General features: G+C 65.2%; 17 protein-coding genes. 4 read left to right on the top strand and 13 right to left on the bottom strand.

All coding sequences use genetic code 11. The features are described 5' to 3' along the window. Positions 1 to 84: 84 nt before the first annotated feature. The 5 genes from HV770_RS06785 to HV770_RS06765 all read right to left on the bottom strand — a co-directional run bounded on the left by HV770_RS06785 (position 85) and on the right by HV770_RS06765 (position 5,868). Positions 85 to 1,299 carry an ABC transporter substrate-binding protein gene (locus HV770_RS06785; protein WP_175158672.1) on the bottom strand — a complete coding sequence of 405 codons (1,215 nt, stop codon included), beginning with the start codon at positions 1,297 to 1,299 and terminating at the stop codon, positions 85 to 87. Positions 1,300 to 1,555: 256 nt separating this feature from the next. Next, positions 1,556 to 2,578, bottom strand: a complete 1,023-nt coding sequence (gene galE / locus HV770_RS06780) for a UDP-glucose 4-epimerase GalE (RefSeq protein ID WP_175158671.1) — start codon at positions 2,576 to 2,578, stop codon at positions 1,556 to 1,558. 13 nt (positions 2,579 to 2,591) lie between these two features. Then, complete coding sequence (locus HV770_RS06775) at positions 2,592 to 3,740, bottom strand: glycosyltransferase family 4 protein (RefSeq protein WP_175158670.1); 1,149 nt, start codon at positions 3,738 to 3,740, stop codon at positions 2,592 to 2,594. Positions 3,741 to 3,778: 38 nt separating this feature from the next. Beyond that, the gene (locus HV770_RS06770; protein ID WP_175158669.1) at positions 3,779 to 4,609 is read right to left on the bottom strand and encodes a glycosyltransferase; all 831 of its coding nucleotides are present in this window, start codon (positions 4,607 to 4,609) and stop codon (positions 3,779 to 3,781) included. Continuing rightward, a complete protein-coding gene (locus tag HV770_RS06765; protein WP_175158668.1) occupies positions 4,606 to 5,868 on the bottom strand; it encodes an oligosaccharide flippase family protein in 1,263 nt (420 codons plus the stop codon). Before HV770_RS06765 ends, HV770_RS06770 begins: the two co-directional genes overlap by 4 nt. 290 nt (positions 5,869 to 6,158) lie before the next feature. Between HV770_RS06765 and HV770_RS06760 the strand changes: the two genes are divergently transcribed. The 4 genes from HV770_RS06760 (at position 6,159) to waaA (ending at position 11,161) form a co-directional block, all read left to right on the top strand. Then, the gene (locus tag HV770_RS06760; RefSeq protein WP_121316718.1) at positions 6,159 to 7,553 is read left to right on the top strand and encodes a phosphomannomutase/phosphoglucomutase; all 1,395 of its coding nucleotides are present in this window, start codon (positions 6,159 to 6,161) and stop codon (positions 7,551 to 7,553) included. Between the two features lie 250 nt (positions 7,554 to 7,803). Next, positions 7,804 to 8,805: a lipopolysaccharide heptosyltransferase I gene (gene waaC, locus HV770_RS06755; protein ID WP_343048085.1), complete on the top strand. Its 1,002-nt coding sequence runs from the start codon at positions 7,804 to 7,806 to the stop codon at positions 8,803 to 8,805. Positions 8,806 to 8,853: 48 nt separating this feature from the next. Beyond that, positions 8,854 to 9,738 carry a Kdo hydroxylase KdoO gene (kdoO, locus tag HV770_RS06750; RefSeq protein ID WP_121316720.1) on the top strand — a complete coding sequence of 295 codons (885 nt, stop codon included), beginning with the start codon at positions 8,854 to 8,856 and terminating at the stop codon, positions 9,736 to 9,738. A gap of 109 nt (positions 9,739 to 9,847) precedes the next feature. Further along, a complete protein-coding gene (waaA, locus tag HV770_RS06745) occupies positions 9,848 to 11,161 on the top strand; it encodes a lipid IV(A) 3-deoxy-D-manno-octulosonic acid transferase (RefSeq protein ID WP_175158666.1) in 1,314 nt (437 codons plus the stop codon). A 45-nt stretch (positions 11,162 to 11,206) separates the two neighbouring features. On the opposite strand, the gene ureG is transcribed toward waaA, so the two are convergent. The 8 genes from ureG to HV770_RS06705 form a co-directional block, all read right to left on the bottom strand. After that, positions 11,207 to 11,860: an urease accessory protein UreG gene (ureG, locus tag HV770_RS06740; protein ID WP_175158665.1), complete on the bottom strand. Its 654-nt coding sequence runs from the start codon at positions 11,858 to 11,860 to the stop codon at positions 11,207 to 11,209. Positions 11,861 to 11,871: 11 nt separating this feature from the next. Continuing rightward, positions 11,872 to 12,552: an urease accessory protein UreF gene (locus HV770_RS06735; protein WP_175158841.1), complete on the bottom strand. Its 681-nt coding sequence runs from the start codon at positions 12,550 to 12,552 to the stop codon at positions 11,872 to 11,874. Beyond that, positions 12,539 to 13,219 carry an urease accessory protein UreE gene (gene ureE, locus HV770_RS06730; protein ID WP_175158664.1) on the bottom strand — a complete coding sequence of 227 codons (681 nt, stop codon included), beginning with the start codon at positions 13,217 to 13,219 and terminating at the stop codon, positions 12,539 to 12,541. The genes HV770_RS06735 and ureE overlap by 14 nt, the downstream gene beginning before the upstream one ends. 2 nt (positions 13,220 to 13,221) lie before the next feature. Beyond that, positions 13,222 to 14,928, bottom strand: a complete 1,707-nt coding sequence (gene ureC / locus HV770_RS06725) for an urease subunit alpha (RefSeq protein ID WP_121316725.1) — start codon at positions 14,926 to 14,928, stop codon at positions 13,222 to 13,224. Between the two features lie 63 nt (positions 14,929 to 14,991). After that, positions 14,992 to 15,297: an urease subunit beta gene (locus HV770_RS06720; RefSeq protein WP_121316726.1), complete on the bottom strand. Its 306-nt coding sequence runs from the start codon at positions 15,295 to 15,297 to the stop codon at positions 14,992 to 14,994. Positions 15,298 to 15,315: 18 nt separating this feature from the next. Then, positions 15,316 to 15,618, bottom strand: coding sequence for an urease subunit gamma (gene ureA, locus HV770_RS06715; protein WP_042327793.1), 303 nt, complete (start codon positions 15,616 to 15,618; stop codon positions 15,316 to 15,318). A gap of 226 nt (positions 15,619 to 15,844) precedes the next feature. Continuing rightward, positions 15,845 to 16,657, bottom strand: a complete 813-nt coding sequence (locus HV770_RS06710) for a transporter substrate-binding domain-containing protein (protein WP_175158663.1) — start codon at positions 16,655 to 16,657, stop codon at positions 15,845 to 15,847. Positions 16,658 to 16,904: 247 nt separating this feature from the next. Further along, positions 16,905 to 17,798, bottom strand: coding sequence for an urease accessory protein UreD (locus tag HV770_RS06705; protein ID WP_175158662.1), 894 nt, complete (start codon positions 17,796 to 17,798; stop codon positions 16,905 to 16,907). Positions 17,799 to 17,858: the final 60 nt, after the last annotated feature.

Below are 17,858 nucleotides of genomic sequence, written 5' to 3'. Positions count from 1 at the left end.
CCGGAGCATGCTGCCGCGCGTTGTGCGCGCGGCTTTGCCACGCGGCCGGCGCGAGGTGCGCGCCGCGCTCGCGTCGGCGCGCGCCTAGTTCGACGACGCCTGCTTGGTGCGCAACTGGCTGCCGCCCTTGCGGTCGGCCTCGTACGCATAGATCACGCGGCCGCCCTTGACCTCGCCGACCACCGGCACGTTCGGACTGATCGCTTCGTGGTCGTCATGCGTGAACGGCTTGTCGTAGACCATCACGACGCCTTCCACCTTGGTGCCCAGGTTTTCGAGCGCGGCGCGCACTTTCGGGCCGTCGGTCGAACCGGCCTGCGTGATCGCGGCGGCCAGCAGGTAGACCGAGTCGTAGCCCTGCGCGGCGGAGACCGGCGAGTCGATGCGATTGTTCTTCGGCTTGAATTCCTTCAGGTACGCGTCGATGAACGCCTTGCGCTTTGGCGTATTGGCTTCCTGAATGAAGGTCTGCGGCATGCGCGCGCCTTCGCCGTTGGTGCTCGCGTTGTCGATGTAGTTCGCCATGGAGAGCGTCCAGCTGCCGATCAGCGGCACTTTCCAGCCGAGTTTGGCCATGCCGTTGGCGATCTGCGCGAGTTCCGGCCCGATCCCGTACGTCAGCACCGCTTCTGCGCCGGCCTCTTTGGCCTTGAGCAGCTGCGCGGTCATGTCGACGTCCTTGATGTTGAATTTCTCGACGGCGACCGGCTTCACGCCTTTCGCGGCGAGCGCTTTTTCGAGGTCTTCGCGGCCGAGCTGGCCGTAGTTGGTCGAGTCGGCGAGAATCGCCACTTTCTTGAAGCCGCGTTTCGTGACGGCTTCGTCGACGATCATCGGCGCCTGAATGCGGTCCGCGGCGGCGTTGCGGAACACGTAGTTGTCGGGCTGATCGGTGAATTGCTTCGTCACGATACTGCCGGTCGCGACGTTGTTGAAGACGGGAATCTTCGCTTCCTGGAAGAAGCGTTGCGAGGCGAGCGCGACGCCGGTATTGATGTAGCCGACCACCGCGACGACTTTTTCCTTGTTGATCAGCTCTTGCGCGATCTGCACGCCACGTTCGTTTTTCGCTTCGTCGTCGCGTTCGACCAGCACGATCTGACGGCCCAGCACGCCGCCGCCTTTGTTGATTTCAGCGGCGGCAAGACGCACGCCGTCGCGCATGCTCACGCCCATCGAAGACGACCCGCCGGTGAAGGGTCCGTCGACGCCGATCTTGATCGGGTCGGCCGCATAGCTGACGTTGGCGAAGGCACACAGCGCGAGCGCACTCACCACGCTCTTCAAGCGAATTCCCATAGCAGTCTCCGTAGCATGTCTTTTTCTTGCACGGAGCCTCGATGCGGCTCCCATGCGCGCCGACCGGACGTTCTTAGGAAGCCTGACCGTCGCGTCGGTGAGGCAGTATAGGAAATCGTAAAGTATTAGTAATATTCGGACTTACCCGCTTGGTGCAATCCCGCAATCGACGGCGGCCCAGTCCGCGCGCACAACTTGCCGGACCCGCTCGCGCCCCCGTCGATTTTTTCTGCAACCGGTGGTTGCCGTGGCCGCGTCAGGCAAATCCGCGCGGATTACTCGACTGCCAGCGCCAGTGATCCGCACACATGCGTTCGATGCCGAACTGCGCGCGCCAGCCGATGATGTTCTCGGCGGCGGCCGGATCGGCGAAGCACGACGCGATGTCGCCCGGACGGCGCGCGACGATCTCGTACGGCACCGGCTTGCCCGACGCCTTCTCGAACGCGCGCACCACGTCCAGCACGCTATAGCCCTGGCCCGTGCCGAGGTTCACGACGAAGCTCGCGTCGCGCTTGACCAGCGCGTCGAGCGCGGCGAGGTGCCCGCGTGCCAGATCGACCACGTGTATGTAGTCGCGCACGCCGGTGCCGTCGGGCGTTTCATAGTCGCCGCCGAACACGCGCAGCTTGTCGAGCTTGCCGACGGCCACCTGCGCGACATACGGCATCAGGTTGTTCGGAATGCCGGCCGGATCTTCGCCGATCAGACCGCTCTCGTGCGCGCCGACCGGATTGAAGTAGCGCAGCGTGGCGATGCGCCACGACGGATCGGCCAGTTCCAGATCGCGCAGCACCTGCTCGGCGATCAGCTTCGACTGCCCGTACGGATTGGTGGCCGACAGCGGGAAGGATTCATCAATCGGCGAGCTTTTCGGCACGCCGTACACCGTCGCCGACGAACTGAACACGAACTGCCTGACGTTGCGATCACGCATCACGCCGAGCAGCGCGAGCAGGCTGCCGACGTTGTTGCTGTAGTACTCGATCGGCTTCGCGACCGATTCGCCCACAGCCTTCAGCGCGGCGAAGTGAATGGCGCCCGTGATCGGGTGCGCATCGAAAATACGGTTGAGCGCGTCGACGTCGCGCGCGTCGTTGTCGTAGAAGGTCACGGCGCGGCCGGTGATTTTTTCCACGCGCCGCAGCGATTCGCGGTTGCTGTTCACGAGATTGTCGATCACCACGACGTCGTAGCCGCCGTTGAGCAGTTCGACACATGTGTGCGAGCCGATGAAGCCGGCGCCGCCCGTTACCAGAATCGTGCCCTTCGTGGTCATGCTGTTTGCTCCGTTAAAGTAAGACACCCGTCATTTTCTGCACCAGGTCTTTATATGTTTCGACGACGACCCGTTCGTCGAATTCTTGTGCGACTTTCTGCCGGCCGCGTTCTGCCATCGCGCGGCGTTCGGCGTGACCCATGTCGAGCATGCGCGCGAGTTGCGCGGCGAGGCTCTCTGCGCTGCGTACTTCACACAGCAAACCGTTGACGCCGTCGGCCACCACTTCGCGGCAACCCGGCACGTCGGTCGTGACGATCGGGCGGCCCATCGCCGACGCTTCCATCAGCGTGCGCGGCACGCCTTCACGATACGACGGCAACACGATGCAATCGGCATCGGCGATGAAGGGGCGCACGTCGTGCGCCTCGCCAAGATACTCGATGATGCCTTCCTGTTCCCACGCCGCCACTTCGTCGCGCGTGATCGCGCTCGGATTGTCGACGCCCACCGGGCCGAGCAGTTGGAACCGCGCGTGCGGATATCGTTCACGCAAACGTCGCGCGGCCTCCACATATTCGCCGACCCCCTTGTCCCACAGGAGCCGCCCGATCAGCACGAATTTAAACGCCGGCCGCTCGGGCAACGGTGCGAACGCGAACTGTTCGAGATCGACGCCTTCGCCGTGCAGCAACCGCGCCCGCTCAGGATGCACCAACAAATTCTGCTCGACAAACGCGGCCTGGTCGTCGCGATTCAGAAACCAGACTTCGCGCGGGAAGCGGAACGCGAAACGATACAATTTTTTCGCCACCTGCGCGGCGCGGCTCCGCTGGATGAACACGTAGCCGAGCCCGGTCGTGACCGCGACCGACTGCACGCCCGCGAGCTTCGCGGCGATCGAGCCGTAGATGTTCGGCTTGATCGTGTAGTGAAACACCACGTGCGGGCGGATCGTCCGGTATTGCCGATAGAGCGAGACAAGCGTGCGCAGATCGTCGCGTGGATTGGTGCCCTTGGAGGCGACCGGCAGTTCGATGCAGCGGCAGCCCATCGCGGTGAGCAGCTCGAACGTGCGGTCGCGCGGCGCGAGCACCGTCACGTCGACGCCGCGCCCCACCAGCATACGGATCAGTCCTTGCCGATAGGTATAGATTGCCCAGGCGGTATTGCAAACGAGTGTAATGCGCAGCGCGGGCGTCGACTTCAAGGCAGGCTTCATGCGGGAGCGGATTCGGCGGTGAATGGGACGGTGGACGGTCAGTGACTCGCGCGTGGCGCGAGCAGCACGCGTTTGACCCGCTGCAGCGCGCGGTACGGCATCACCAGATGCAGCAGATTTTTCGCGAGGCCGAGCCAGTCGTACGGATTGGCGGCGTTGAAGTAGCGCAATTGCAAACGCATTGTCGAGGTGATCTGGCGGCGCCGCTTGGTCGCGCTGATGCCGCCTTCGTTCAGCTCGTAATAGAGCCCGAGTTCCGGCAGATTCGCGCAGTCGTAGCGCTCCATCAGACGGACGAACAGATCGAGGTCTTCGGCGCAGCGATACTCGGCGCGATAGTTGCCGACCGCGCGTACGGCGTCGATGCGCAGCATCATCGAAGGATGCGCGAAGCATGAGCGGAAGAAGCGCATGCGGCGGATCGTGTTTGGCTCGGCGGGCGGCGTCAGCATGAAGAGCGGCTCGCCCGCGCGCGTGACGACCTGGGTCCACATGCCGAGGCCGGCCACGTTCGGATGCGCTTGCATGAACGCGCGCTGCTTCGCGAGCCGTTGCGGCACGCTGCGATCGCCCGCGTCGATTCGAGCGGCATAGCGGAAGCCGCGCTGCGCGAGCGCGTCGATGCCGGTTTGCAACGCGCGCTCGATGCCGCCGTTCTGTGCCATGCGCAGCACGTCGATCTTCATGTTGGCGAGCGCCGGCGCGACGATCGGCGGCGTGCTGCCGTCATCGACGATCAGTACGTGTACCAGCGCACTTTCACTGAACGAGGCGAGCGTGAGGTCGACGTCGGCCTGGCCGTTATATGCGGGCATCAGCACCGCGACGTCGTCGAGAGCGGATTGCGCGGTGGCGGATGCGTTCGTCATGGGCGCAATTTGAAACGGATGTAATAAAGATTGACCGACGCGGCCGCCAGATAGCCGGCCGCGAGACCGACCAGCGCGCCGTATGCGCCGAGCCGCGGGATCGCCAACAGATTCACGACGAACGCAACGGCCAGCGCGAGCAGCCATTTGGACAGCAACACGAACCTCGCCTGATACTTCAGTACGATAAGATTGCCGATCGCTTCGATGCCGGCCGGCACGGACAGCCACACGGCCCAGCGGAAGATGTCGATTGCGCCTTCGAAGTCCGGCCCGAACACGCGGCGAATGATGAAACCGGCGAGCAGATCCAGCACGATCGCGCCGCCTACCATCAATGCGGCGGTCATCGCGGTGAGCCGCCACATGTTGCGGCGCAGTCGCGTAGCTTCCTGCACGCGGTAGACGAATGCGGGCGCGATGGTCTGGGCGAGCATCAGCGCGAGCGTGATCCAGTTTTCGTTCAACTGCTGGGCGGCGGAGTAGCGTCCGAGGTCGGCGAATGAGATCGCCCGCTCGAGCATCAGCCGGTCCAGTTTCAGGAACAGATACATACAGATCAGGCCGAGCCAGAACACGGTGCCCGCGCTCGCGAAATGCGTGAAGAGCGAACGGTCGAGGCGCCAGTTCAGCCGGCCGCCATGACGGCGCATGAAGTAGATCAGCAGCACCGCGCCGATCGCCGCGGATTCGAGCGCCCACAGCCAGCCGAAGCGCGCGGGCGCCGCCGCCGCGCGCACCAGCAGATAGACGCTGCCGGCTTTGAGCACGGCGGTGCTTATGCTGGTGAGCAACTGCGGCTTGCTGTAGGTCATGCTTTGCAGCCACGCGTTGATCACACCGACGAACGGCTCGCGAAACAGCATCGTCACCGCGAGGCCCGCGAGCATGGCGCCGACGAGCGGCTCGAAGACATGCAGCGCGATGCCGAGCCACGTGAGCAGCAGCGCGCCGACCGACACGGCAAAGCGCAGCACGAACGCGCTGCCGAGCACGGTGCCGAGCTGCGTGGGCGGCCGGTTGACGATGGTGGGCACGAGAATCTCCGCGCCGCATACCCAGGTGATCGGCGAGAGCACCAGCAGCAGCGTGTTCGCGTATTGCCATTTGCCGAATACGTCCGGGCCGAAGTAGCGCGCCAGCATGCCGCTGATCACGATCGCGACACCGATTTGTGTGAGTCTCTCGAGCCCGAGCCAGACGATATTCGTGAATGCGCGCGTGACGTCGGGATTGGCGAAGCGTTTGAGCGTCAGCATCCGCTGGCCGTTTGCCGGTACACGTATGCGGATTGCGCAGCGGCACTGCGCGCGTTCGCCCACCTGGCCGACTGTAGCGGCAACTTTACAAACGGAGGGCGTCTAAGCATTAGAATGGCGTTATTCAGGCGGGTCAGAAGAACGCAATTATAAGTTGGAACCGGATCGCTTCCGGCAAGCGCGCACCGCAGCATGTCAGGGCTACTTTTCATCGCTCGTTTTACCGCTAGTTTTACCGATGTTCAGCGGTGCGCCGGTCAAAATTTTCCATTGCACGTCAGTGAGCCAACATGATCTCCAAATCCATTTTCAAGGCGTATGACATTCGCGGCGTGATCGGCAAGACGCTCGACGCCGATGCCGCACGCTCCATCGGCCGCGCATTCGGCAGCGAAGTGCGCGCGCAAGGCGGCGACGCGGTCGTCGTCGCGCGCGACGGACGCCTGTCGGGTCCTGAGCTGATTCAGGCATTGTCGGACGGTCTGCGTGCGGCCGGTGTCGACGTGGTCAACGTCGGCATGGTGCCGACGCCTGTTGGCTACTTCGCGGCCAGCGTGCCGTTGCAGCTCGCGGGCGGCGAACGCCGCGTCGACTCATGCATCGTCGTGACGGGCAGCCACAATCCGCCTGACTACAACGGCTTCAAGATGGTCCTGCGCGGCGCGGCAATTTACGGTGAACAGATTCTCGCGTTGCATCAGCGCATCGTCGACGAAAACTTCAGCGACGGCAGCGGCACGTACACCGAATACGACATTGCCGATGCGTACCTCGATCGCATCGCCGGCGACATCAAGCTCGCGCGCCCGATGAAGATCGTCGTCGACACCGGCAACGGTGTCGCCGGCGGTCTCGCGCCGAAACTGTTCAGGAAGCTCGGCTGCGAACTGGTCGAACTGTTCACTGAAATCGACGGCAACTTCCCGAACCATCACCCGGACCCGGCGCACCCGGAAAACCTCCAGGACGTGATTCGCGCGCTGAAGGAAACGGATGCGGAAATCGGCTTCGCGTTCGACGGCGACGGCGACCGCCTCGGCGTCGTCACCAAAGATGGCCAGATCATCTATCCGGACCGTCAGCTGATGCTGTTCGCCGAAGAAGTGCTGTCGCGCAACAAGGGCGCGCAGATCATTTATGACGTGAAGTGCACGCGCAACCTCGCGAAGTGGGTGAAGGACAAGGGCGGCGAACCGCTGATGTGGAAAACGGGCCACTCGCTCGTGAAAGCGAAGCTGCGTGAAACCGGTGCGCCGCTCGCGGGCGAAATGAGCGGCCACGTGTTCTTCAAGGACCGCTGGTACGGTTTCGACGACGGCCTGTACACAGGCGCGCGCCTGCTCGAAATCCTGACGCGCGTCGCCGATCCGAGCAAGCTGCTGAACTCGCTGCCGAACTCGAACTCCACGCCGGAACTGCAACTGAAGCTGGAGGAAGGCGAGAACTTCGAGCTGATCGCGCGCTTGCAGCAGAACGCGACATTCACCGGCGCGGACGACGTCGTGAAGATCGACGGCCTGCGCGTCGAGTATCCGGACGGCTTCGGTCTCGCGCGTTCGTCGAACACCACGCCGGTCGTGGTGATGCGTTTCGAAGCCGATAACGACGCGGCGCTCAAACGCATCCAGGAAGACTTCCGCCGCGTGATCCTCGCGGAGAAGGCCGACGCGAAACTGCCGTTCTGACGGCTGAAGCGGCGGCGCGGTTCGGCTGGGTTCGCCGGGCCTCAAGCGCCGCCGTGGTCGAACGCGGCGCGGGTTTATTACCGCGCCGCGTTTTTTCATGCCATTGACATGCGACGCGTTAAAATTGCGGTCCTCGTGAGAAAGCGCCGGGCCGTCCCGGGCTTTCTCATCCCTCGGGGGCCTGACGCGCCGCGGCAGGTTGGGGCATCTCTCAACGCATCTTCGGGCCGGATAGCCGGTTTTCCCACTCTTGAGCGTGCAAAAGATACTCATCGTGAGGGTGTCGTCTCTTGGCGACGTCGTTCACAACATGCCGGTGATCGCCGACATCCGACGCCGCCATCCGGATGCGCAGATCGACTGGCTCGTCGAAGAAAGCTTCGTCGGGCTCGTGCAACTCGTCACCGGCGTGCGACGGGCGATTCCCGTTTCATTGCGGCGCTGGCGCAAGCGCATCCTGTCGGTCGACAACTGGCGCGAAATCGGCGCGTTCCGGCGCGCGCTCGCGGCCGAGCACTATGATCTCGTGATCGACTGCCAAGGGCTCATCAAGACCGCATGGCTGGCGAGCATGGCGCGAGGGCCGCTCGTCGGACTCGCGAACCGCACCGACGGCGCGGGCTTCGAATGGCCGGTGCGTTTCTTCTACGACAAGCGCGTGCCGATCGAGCCGCGCACCCATGTGGTCGAACGCACGCGGCAACTGGTCGCCGCGGCGCTCAACGGCCCGCAGCCGCAACCCACCGACGAAATCGATTTCGGCCTCGACACTGGGCGCGCGGCGCTGGCATTGTCGCAGGCGAATCTGAACCTGCCGGTGCCGTACGTGGTGTTCGTGCACGCGACCTCGCGCGCCGACAAGCAATGGCCCGACACCGCGTGGATCGAGTTGGGGCAGTCGCTGGTGCGGCGTGGCGCGTCGATCGTGCTGCCGTGGGGCAGCGACGCCGAGCGCGCAACCAGCGAGCGTCTCGCGAAGGAATTCGGCGCGGCGGCGATCGTCCCGCCGAAGCTGTCGTTGCCCGCGGTGGTCGGTCTGATCGAAGGCGCGGCGGCGACGGTCGGCGTTGACACAGGTCTGGTTCACATCGCGGCGGCGCTGAAGCGGCCCACGGTCGAGTTGTACAATTTCTCGACCGCGTGGCGCACTGGCGGATACTGGTCGCCGAACGTCGTCAATCTCGGCTCGGCCGGGCAGCCGCCCACGCTGCAGCAGGTCAAGTCGGCGCTGGCCGGTTTTGGCCTGCTGTAACCCGTCGGTGCGCTTCGCCTTGCGCACCTTCCGTTCTCAAGGGCGACCATGAACGAAACCCAGATCATCGAAGTAGCGAACGCCGACTGGCACGCACGCAATCTGTCCGTGCCGCGCGAGATGCTGCTTGCCGGCGTCGAGCGCGGCAAGGTGCTGTACTTCCCGAACCTGCGCTTTGCGATCGAAGGCGGCGAGCAGGCATTGCTCGATCCCGCGCTCGCCGATCCGAGCCGCAAGAACATCAGCCTCGAACCCAACGGTGGCGCGTTGCACGGCGTGGCCGGCGACGCCGTCACGCAATCCGCGGTGCGTGCGTTGATCGCGCGGTATCAGACCAATGCGCGCACGCTGGTCGATGGTCTCTTTCCCGAATACAACGGCCGGCTGCGCGTCGCGCCGACCAGCTTGCGGCTGCATCAGGTGGAAACGCGCGAAACCTCATGGCGCAAGGACGACAGCCGTCTGCACGTCGACGCGTTTCCGTCGCGGCCCAACTATGGCGAGCGGATTCTGCGCGTGTTCACCAACGTCAACCCGCATGGCGCGCCGCGCGTGTGGCGCGTCGGCGAGCCGTTCGAGGACATGGCCAAACGCTTCCTGCCGCGCATCAAGCCGCAGATGCCCGGCTCGGCATGGTTGCTGAATCTGCTGCACGTGACCAAGTCGCCGCGCAGCGAGTACGACCATCTGATGCTGCATCTGCACGACGGTATGAAGGCCGATCTCGACTATCAGAAGTCGAGCCCGCAGCAGACCATGCCGTTTCCGCCGGGCTGCGTGTGGGTATGTTTCTCCGACCAGACCTCGCACGCGGTGATGTCCGGCCAGTTCATGCTGGAGCAGACCTTCTTCCTGCCGGTCAAGGCGATGGCGCAGCCCGAATGCGCGCCGCTTGGCATTCTCGAACGCCTGAAGGGCAGGGCGCTGGTTTGAGCGCCGCTTTGCTGATGGTGGGTCGAGGGGCGCGCGCCTGTGCGTTCGAGCGCGTGAAGAATGCGGAATATGCGTGGGAGGCTGCGGCTTTCGCCTTCGCGGAATGCCGATGCTGAGGGCGATTTATAACGCGCTCTGGTGGATCATCGCGCCGCTCGCCGTGCTGCGTCTGTTGATCCGTTCGCGCAAGGAGCGCGGTTATCGCGAGCATATCGGCGAGCGCTTCGGCTATTCGCGTGGGCGCTTGCCCGAGGACAACGGGCCGTTGATCTGGGTGCATGCGGTGTCGGTCGGCGAGACGCGCGCCGCGCAGCCGCTGGTCGAAGCGCTGATCAAGGCGCGTCCCGACGCGCGCATTCTGTTGACGCACATGACGCCGAGCGGCCGCGCCACCGGCATGGAGGTTTTCGGCGAGCGCGTGTTGCGCAGCTATCTGCCGTACGACATGCCGCATGCGGTGCGGCGCTTCCTGCGTGCGTGGCGGCCGTCGCTCGGTCTGGTGATGGAAACCGAAGTGTGGCCGACGCTGATCGACGAATGCCGTCGCGCGGACGTGCCGCTCGTGCTGACCAATGCGCGGATGTCGGCGCGCTCGTATAAACGCGCGGCCAAATTCGGCGGCGCGACGAAGGATGTGTTCGGCGGTTTCTCGCGCGTGCTCGCGCAGAGTCCCTCGGATGCCGAGCGGCTTACCGCGCTCGGCGCGCGCAACGTCGCGGTGCTCGGCAATCTGAAGTTCGACATGAGCACGCCGCCGGAGCTGGCGGCGCGCGGTCATGCGTGGCGTGCGGCGATCGGCACGCGGCCGGTGTGGGTTGCGGCGAGCACGCGCGAGGGCGAAGAGGCGCTGGTGCTGCAGGCATTCGCGGCGCTGAATGTCGAGGACGCGCTGCTGATTCTGGTGCCGCGTCATCCGCAGCGGTTCAACGAAGTGGCGGCATTGGTCGAGAAAGCGGGGCTGCGGCTCGAACGGCGCTCGACGTGGGCCCCGGATGCGAAGGTGGCGTCGGCGGCCATGGCGACGGGAGGCGCCGTGCCGGCGTTGCCGGCCGGAGTGACGGTGCTGCTCGGCGATTCGATGGGTGAATTGGGCGCCTACTATGCCGCCGCGGACCTGGCGTTCATCGGCGGGAGTCTGCTGCCGCTCGGCGGCCAGAACCTGATCGAAGCGTGTGCCGTCGGCGTACCGGTGCTGATCGGGCCGCACGTGTTCAACTTCACGCAGGCCACCGCGGACGCGGTCGCGGCGGGCGCCGCGGTGCAGGTGCAAGACCCGGCCGATCTCGCGCGCGCATTGCGCGAACTTTTCGGCGACAAGGCGCGGCGGCTCGCGATGGGCGGCGCGGCGTCGGCATTCGCCGCGCGGCATCGCGGGGCGACGGCGCGCACGGTGGACGTGTTGATGGCGTTGCTGCCGGAGTGAGGGACGGGGCGCGATAAGCACGACCCGTCCATCGAGCCCACGACATCAAACCTTCAACAACCCCTTGCGCTCGATAAACCCCACCACCTGATCCAACCCGTCGAGCGCCTTCAGATTACACATCACGAAGGGCCGCTCGCCGCGCATTTTCTTCGCGTCCGATGCCATCACGTCGAGATTCGCGCCGACCATCGGCGCGAGGTCCGTCTTGTTGATCACCAGCAGATCCGACTTCGTAATGCCGGGCCCGCCCTTGCGCGGAATCTTCTCGCCGCCCGCCACGTCGATCACGTAGATCGTCAGGTCCGACAGTTCCGGGCTGAACGTCGCCGCGAGGTTGTCGCCGCCCGATTCGATGAACACGATATCCGCATCGGGAAAACGCGTCAGCATGCGGTCGACGGCTTCGAGATTGATCGACGCGTCCTCGCGGATCGCCGTGTGCGGGCAGCCGCCCGTTTCGACGCCCATGATCCGCTCGGCCGGCAACGCGCCCGCCACGGTCAACAGACGCTGATCCTCTTTCGTATAGATGTCGTTGGTGATCGCGACGAGGTCATAGCGGTCGCGCATTGCCTTGCAAAGCATTTCGAGCAGCGTGGTCTTGCCGGAGCCGACCGGGCCGCCGACGCCCACGCGCAGCGGCGGCAGTTTCTTCGTACGGACGGACGAGTGGGCGGGCTGATGGGGTGCGTTCATGATGGATCGATTTATGAGCGGAAAAGCCGCGAATACTGCGACTCGTGACGCGCCGACAGAATGCCGAGTTGCGGCGCGAATGTGTTGATGTTCTCGGGCGAGGTGGCCAGCGCACGCGTGAGCGCGGCATCGATCGGCTCGCGCAATGCGACGATGATGCGCTGACCCGCGAGCTGTCCCAACGGCACGGCCTTCAATGCGGCGGCGGCCTGGTTCTCGACCCAGCTGAATGCGTAAGCGGCGAGCGCGGCATCGACGGCGGCGTCGTGCGCGTAGGCGGCGAAGGCGAACGCGGTGGGCTGCGCGAGCGGCGTGAGCGAGGCGAGCGTCGCGCGCCTTTCAGCATCGCCCCATTCGAGCGACACGCACAACTGCCGCAGAGACCAGCCCATCTGTTCCGTTTCGCGGCGCAGTTCCGCGGACTCCCGGCTCGCGAGGAATTCGCGGTTGGCCTCAGCGAGGCCGGCGGCGTCATGCGAACGCCAGCGCTCCATCTGGTGCGCGAGGAACGGCAGCTCGCCGTGCGCGAGCACGTCGCTCAGACCGCGTTCGATCCACGCGCGCGCGGAGTCGGCGTCGGTGATCAGCTGCGCTTCGATCGCCGCTTCGAGACCCTGCGAGTAGCTGAACGCGCCGATCGGCAACGCCGGCGACGCGAGATGCAGCAGCGCGGTGAGTTCAGCGATGCGCATGGTGCGAGTGATGCGCGTGGCCGCAGGATTCGTCGTGGACGTGACCGCTGGGATCGTGGTCATGGTCATGGTCATGGTCGTGCGAGTGACCGTGAGCATGGTCATGGTCATGGTCGTGGTCATGCGAATGACCCTGCTCGTGCGCATGCCCATGATGCTCGCCGAACACCTGCTGCGCGAGCGCATAGTCCTCGGCGAACGTCTCGTCATGCCCATGCTTGTGTCCGCCGCCATACGCGCCGGACTCGGGCTGAAACGGCATCGACACCTGATCGACCGTCGCGCCGATGCGCTTGAGCATGTCGGCCAGCACCGGATCGTATTCGAGCTTCAGATAATCCGCGCCCACTTCCACCGGCGTATGACGATTGCCGAGGTGATACGCGGCGCGCGTCAGCGTCAACGCATCTTTCGCGCGCACGTACAGCACGGCTTCCGGCGCGGCGACGACGCGCACGAGGCCGCCGTCGTCGGCGACCAGCACGTCGCTGTCGCGCAGCACGGTGCCGCGCGGCAGCAGCAGCGCGACTTCTTCGCCGTTATCGAGCGTGGCCGCGAGGCGGCTCTTGCGCCGTTCGTCGAAAGCGAGCGTCAGCGACGGCGCCCGCTTGATCAGCACCGGCGCGAGCTTCAGATGCGGCGCCAGCAGTTTGTCGAGAGTACGCATGGTTAGAACAGGAAGTAGCGTTGCGCCATCGGCAGCACGGTGGCCGGTTCGCAGGTCAGCAACTGACCGTCTGCGATCACCTGATAGGTCTCCGGATCGACGCTGATCGCCGGGCGCCACGCGTTGTGAATCATGTCGGCCTTCGAAATGTTGCGGCAGTTCTTCACGGCCACGATACGCTTGTTCAACCCATAGCGTTCGGCCACGCCGGCGTCAGCGGCCATCTGCGAGACGAAGGTCAGCGAGGTGCGCCCCAAGGCGCCGCCGCGCGTCGCGAACATCTCGCGATAATGCACCGGCTGCGGCGTCGGAATCGATGCGTTGGGGTCGCCCATCTGTGCCATCGCGATCATGCCGCCCTTGAGGATCAGCGACGGCTTGATGCCGAAGAACGCCGGCTCCCAGAACACCAGGTCCGCCCACTTGCCCGGTTCGATCGAGCCGACCTCATGCGCGATGCCGTGCGTGATCGCCGGATTGATCGTGTACTTGGCGACATAGCGCTTCGCGCGGAAGTTGTCGTGGCGCGCGGTGTCTTCAGGCAGCGCGCCGCGTTGCACCTTCATCTTGTGCGCGGTCTGCCACGTGCGGATGATCACTTCGCCCACCCGCCCCATCGCCTGCGAATCCGACGACAGCATCGACAGCGCGCCGAGATCGTGCAGAATGTCTTCGGCGGCGATCGTCTCGCGGCGGATGCGCGATTCGGCGAACGCGATGTCTTCCGCGATCGACGGGTCCAGGTGGTGGCACACCATCAGCATGTCGAGATGCTCTTCGAGCGTATTGACGGTGTAGGGGCGCGTCGGATTGGTCGACGAGGGCAGCACGTTCGCTTCGCCGCACACCTTGATGATGTCCGGCGCGTGGCCGCCGCCCGCGCCTTCCGTGTGATACGTGTGGATCGTGCGGCCCTTGAACGCGGCCACGGTCGCTTCGACGAAACCCGCTTCGTTCAGCGTGTCCGTGTGGATCGCGACCTGGGTGTCGGTGTCGTCCGCAACCGAGAGGCAGTTGTCGATCGCGGCCGGGGTCGTGCCCCAGTCCTCGTGCAGCTTGAGGCCGATCGCGCCTGCGGCGATCTGCTCCAGCGCCGGTTGCGGCTGGCTCACGTTGCCTTTGCCGAGAAAACCGAGGTTCATCGGATAACCGTCGGCCGCCTGCAGCATCCGTTCGAGATGCCACGGACCCGGCGTGCAGGTGGTCGCATTCGTACCCGTGGCCGGGCCCGTGCCGCCGCCGAGCATCGTCGTCACGCCGCTCGCGAGCGCTTCCTCGATCTGTTGCGGACTGATGAAGTGAATGTGCGTGTCGATGCCGCCCGCCGTCACGATCAGGCCTTCGCCCGCGATCACTTCGGTGGACGCGCCGATCGCGATCGTCACGTTCGGCTGGATGTCGGGATTGCCCGCCTTGCCGATCGCCGCGATGCGGCCGTCCTTGATGCCGATGTCGGCTTTGACGATGCCCCAATGGTCGAGAATCACCGCGTTCGTGACGACGGTGTCGACCACGTCGGCATGCACGCGTTGCGACTGGCCCATGCCGTCGCGAATCACCTTGCCGCCGCCGAATTTCACCTCTTCGCCGTAGGTGGTGAAATCGCGTTCGACTTCGATCAATAACTCGGTGTCGGCAAGACGCACGCGGTCGCCGGTAGTGGGGCCGAACATTTCCGCGTACGCGCGGCGGTCAATGCGTAAGGTCATGGTGTGAGTCCGGAATGGGGCAGGGCGGTTCGGGCAGTCGGGCGCATAGGACGCATGGGGGCGTCAGAGCTTGCCCATCACCTTGCCGTTGAAACCGTAGACGACGCGCTCGCCCGCCAGCGCGACCAGCTCGACGGTGCGTTCCTGGCCGGGTTCGAAGCGCACGGCGGTGCCCGCCGCGATATTCAGCCGGAAGCCGCGCGCCGTGTCGCGATCGAACGAGAGCGCCTCGTTCACCTCGTAGAAGTGATAGTGCGAGCCGATCTGCACCGGGCGGTCGCCGGTATTCGACACGACCACCGTGACCGTCGCGCGGCCTGCGTTGAGCTCGTGTTCGCCGTCGTCGGTGATGAGTTCGCCGGGAATCATGGGGCTTGCCTTGTACGCTTAAGGGATCGGGTGATGAACGGTGACGAGCTTGGTGCCGTCGGGGAAGGTGGCTTCGACCTGAATGTCGGGGATCATCTCCGGCACGCCTTCCATCACGTCGTCGCGGGTGAGCAGCGTGGTGCCGTAGTACATGACCTCGGCGACGGTCTTGCCGTCCCGCGCCGCTTCCATGAGCGCCGCGGTGATGAACGCGATCGCTTCCGGGTAGTTGAGTTTGAGGCCGCGCGCGCGGCGCCGTTCGGCAAGCAGCGCGGCGGTGAAGATCAGCAGCTTGTCCTTCTCGCGAGGTGTGAGCTTCATCGAATGTGTGGGTTCGGTTAGGACGGTCGGGGTGATGGTCCGGACAGGTCGTCAGGGCGGTCCCCGCAGGGACCACCAGCCGCGACCATGATAGGCGTTGTGCGTCGCGGCCGCGAGCGCGCCATGCAAACGCGGCGAGCCGGCGACGCAGGCAAAGCCGGATGAACTCGCCGGGCCGCTCACGGTAACAAGTCCGGCTAACGGCCCGCTTACAAACGGCGCTCGCTCACAGGTCGGCCGGCAACGGCGCGCCGAACCACTTCTTCGACATCGTGTCGAGCGTACCGTCGTGTTTGGCCTGGGCGATCGCCGCGTCCACTTTCTGCTGCAGGCGCGGCTCATTCTTGTTCATGCCGACGAAGCACGGCGAATTTTTGATGACGAACTTCGGCTCCGGCCGGCGCGGCGGATTCTTCGCGATGATCGCGGCTGCGACGATATTGCCCGCGGCGATCAATTGCACCTGGCCCGACAGGAACGCGGCGATGGTCGCGTTGTTGTCCTCGAAGCGTTTGATGGTGGCGTTCGGCGCCATCTGCGACAGGCCGATTTCCTCGAGCGCGCCGCGCGTCGCGCCGATCGTCTTGCCGGTGAGATCGGCGGGGCCGCTCACCTTGATGTCGGCGGGGCCGAACACGCCCTGGTAGTAGGGCGCATAGGCGCTCGAAAAATCGATCACCTTCGTGCGCTCCGGCGTTTTGCCGAGCGACGAGATCACCAGATCGACCTTGCCCGTTTGCAGATACGGAATCCGGTTCGCGCTATTGACCGGCACGAGTTCGAGCTTCACGTTCATCGACTTCGCGAGCAGCGCGGCGGTGTCGATGTCATAGCCTTGCGGCTTCATGTCGGGGCCGACCGCGCCGAACGGCGGATAGTCTTCCGGCACGGCTACTTTCAGCACGCCCGCCTTGGCAATGTTGTCGAGCGTGTCCGCGTGAGCGGCGACCGCATGAAAGGCGAGGTGCGCGACGATGGGCACGGACAGCAGCGCGGCGAGCAACGCGCGGCGCGTGGGGCGGGTAAGCGATAGTTTCATGGTCGTCAGCGGTGGCGCGGTGTGGTGATGGTGTCGTGACGGCGGTGAGCCGGCGGGCTGCCGTCGAGTGCGACAGCGTCGTGGCGCTGGACGACGCAAGGTGTGTGCCATCGCCGTGCAGCTTGGGGAAGCGGCCGAAAAAGCGGGCGGCGCACCCGATTGGGGCGAGCGGCTGCGCCGCCGTGGTGCGCGAGTAGCCTTGCAGAGGGGAAAGCTGTGCGAACGGGCAAGCCCCTCGCCGGATCGTTCAGGTGGACCAGATTCGCAAAGGCTTTGCCGCGACGCCGTGCACGAGCGGACGCAGTTGCAGCCAGCAGCCCGTCAATGCGTGCTGCAGTGTTTCCATCGAACGCGATACCGCGCGCACGAGCAGCACGCCGTTCGTCACGCACGAAGCGGCGGCGCGCAGCGAATCGTCGAACGGCAATCGCGCCGTGAGCGACTCGGCGAGCGCGTCGTCGCACGCGGCGCCGACGGCCCATAGCGTGCCGTAGGCGGCAAAGCCTGCCAGCCCTTGGGGGCCATTGCGCAGCGGATCGTCGGCGTCGAGGGCCGCGCGTTCGAGCCACAACAGCTCGCCTTGCGGACCCACGATCCGCGAGACGGCGCGCAAGCGGCCATCCGACCAGCATTCACCGGCGGCTTGGCGCCCGAGCTGGGTCGCATCCCATCCCAACGCGGTGGCGCCTTCGGCCAGGGTCAGCGAGAAGTCCAGATGCGCGTTCGCGTGGTCGAACACGATGTTGTTTTGCGGCAGCCAGTCGAGCTTCGCATGCTCGCCGACACGCACCGCGATCTGCTGGCGCGCGGCGCGGCCATTCGACTTGTACCACTTGGTCGCGCCGGGCGTGGTGATGACCGCATGCGAACCGGCGCCGAGCGCGATGTCGATATCGAGCTGATCGCCGCCGGCGATGCCGCCGGGTGGATGCACGATCACCGCATGGCAGATCGCCTCGCCTTCGGGATGCAGCGTGCGCTGCACCCGCAACGGTCCGTCATGCCGCCGGTGCACGAGCGTCGTGCGCGTGTCCCGTTTGACGAAGCCGAGTTCGAGACGCGCTTGCCATGACGAAGGCGCGGCGGGTTGTGCGGCAGGTTGCGCACCAGCGAGCGTGGCGTGATTTTCGTGAAGCGACATGCGAATGGGCGTGCAGACGTGTTGAAGCGGCGTATGAAGGCGGCGTGTTAGGCGAAGGGA

Source organism: Paraburkholderia fynbosensis, assembly GCF_902859935.1.
Classification (GTDB): Bacteria; Pseudomonadota; Gammaproteobacteria; order Burkholderiales; family Burkholderiaceae; genus Paraburkholderia; species Paraburkholderia fynbosensis.
Note: the sequence above shows the minus strand (reverse complement) of the source record. Positions and strands in the feature narration are given on the sequence as shown.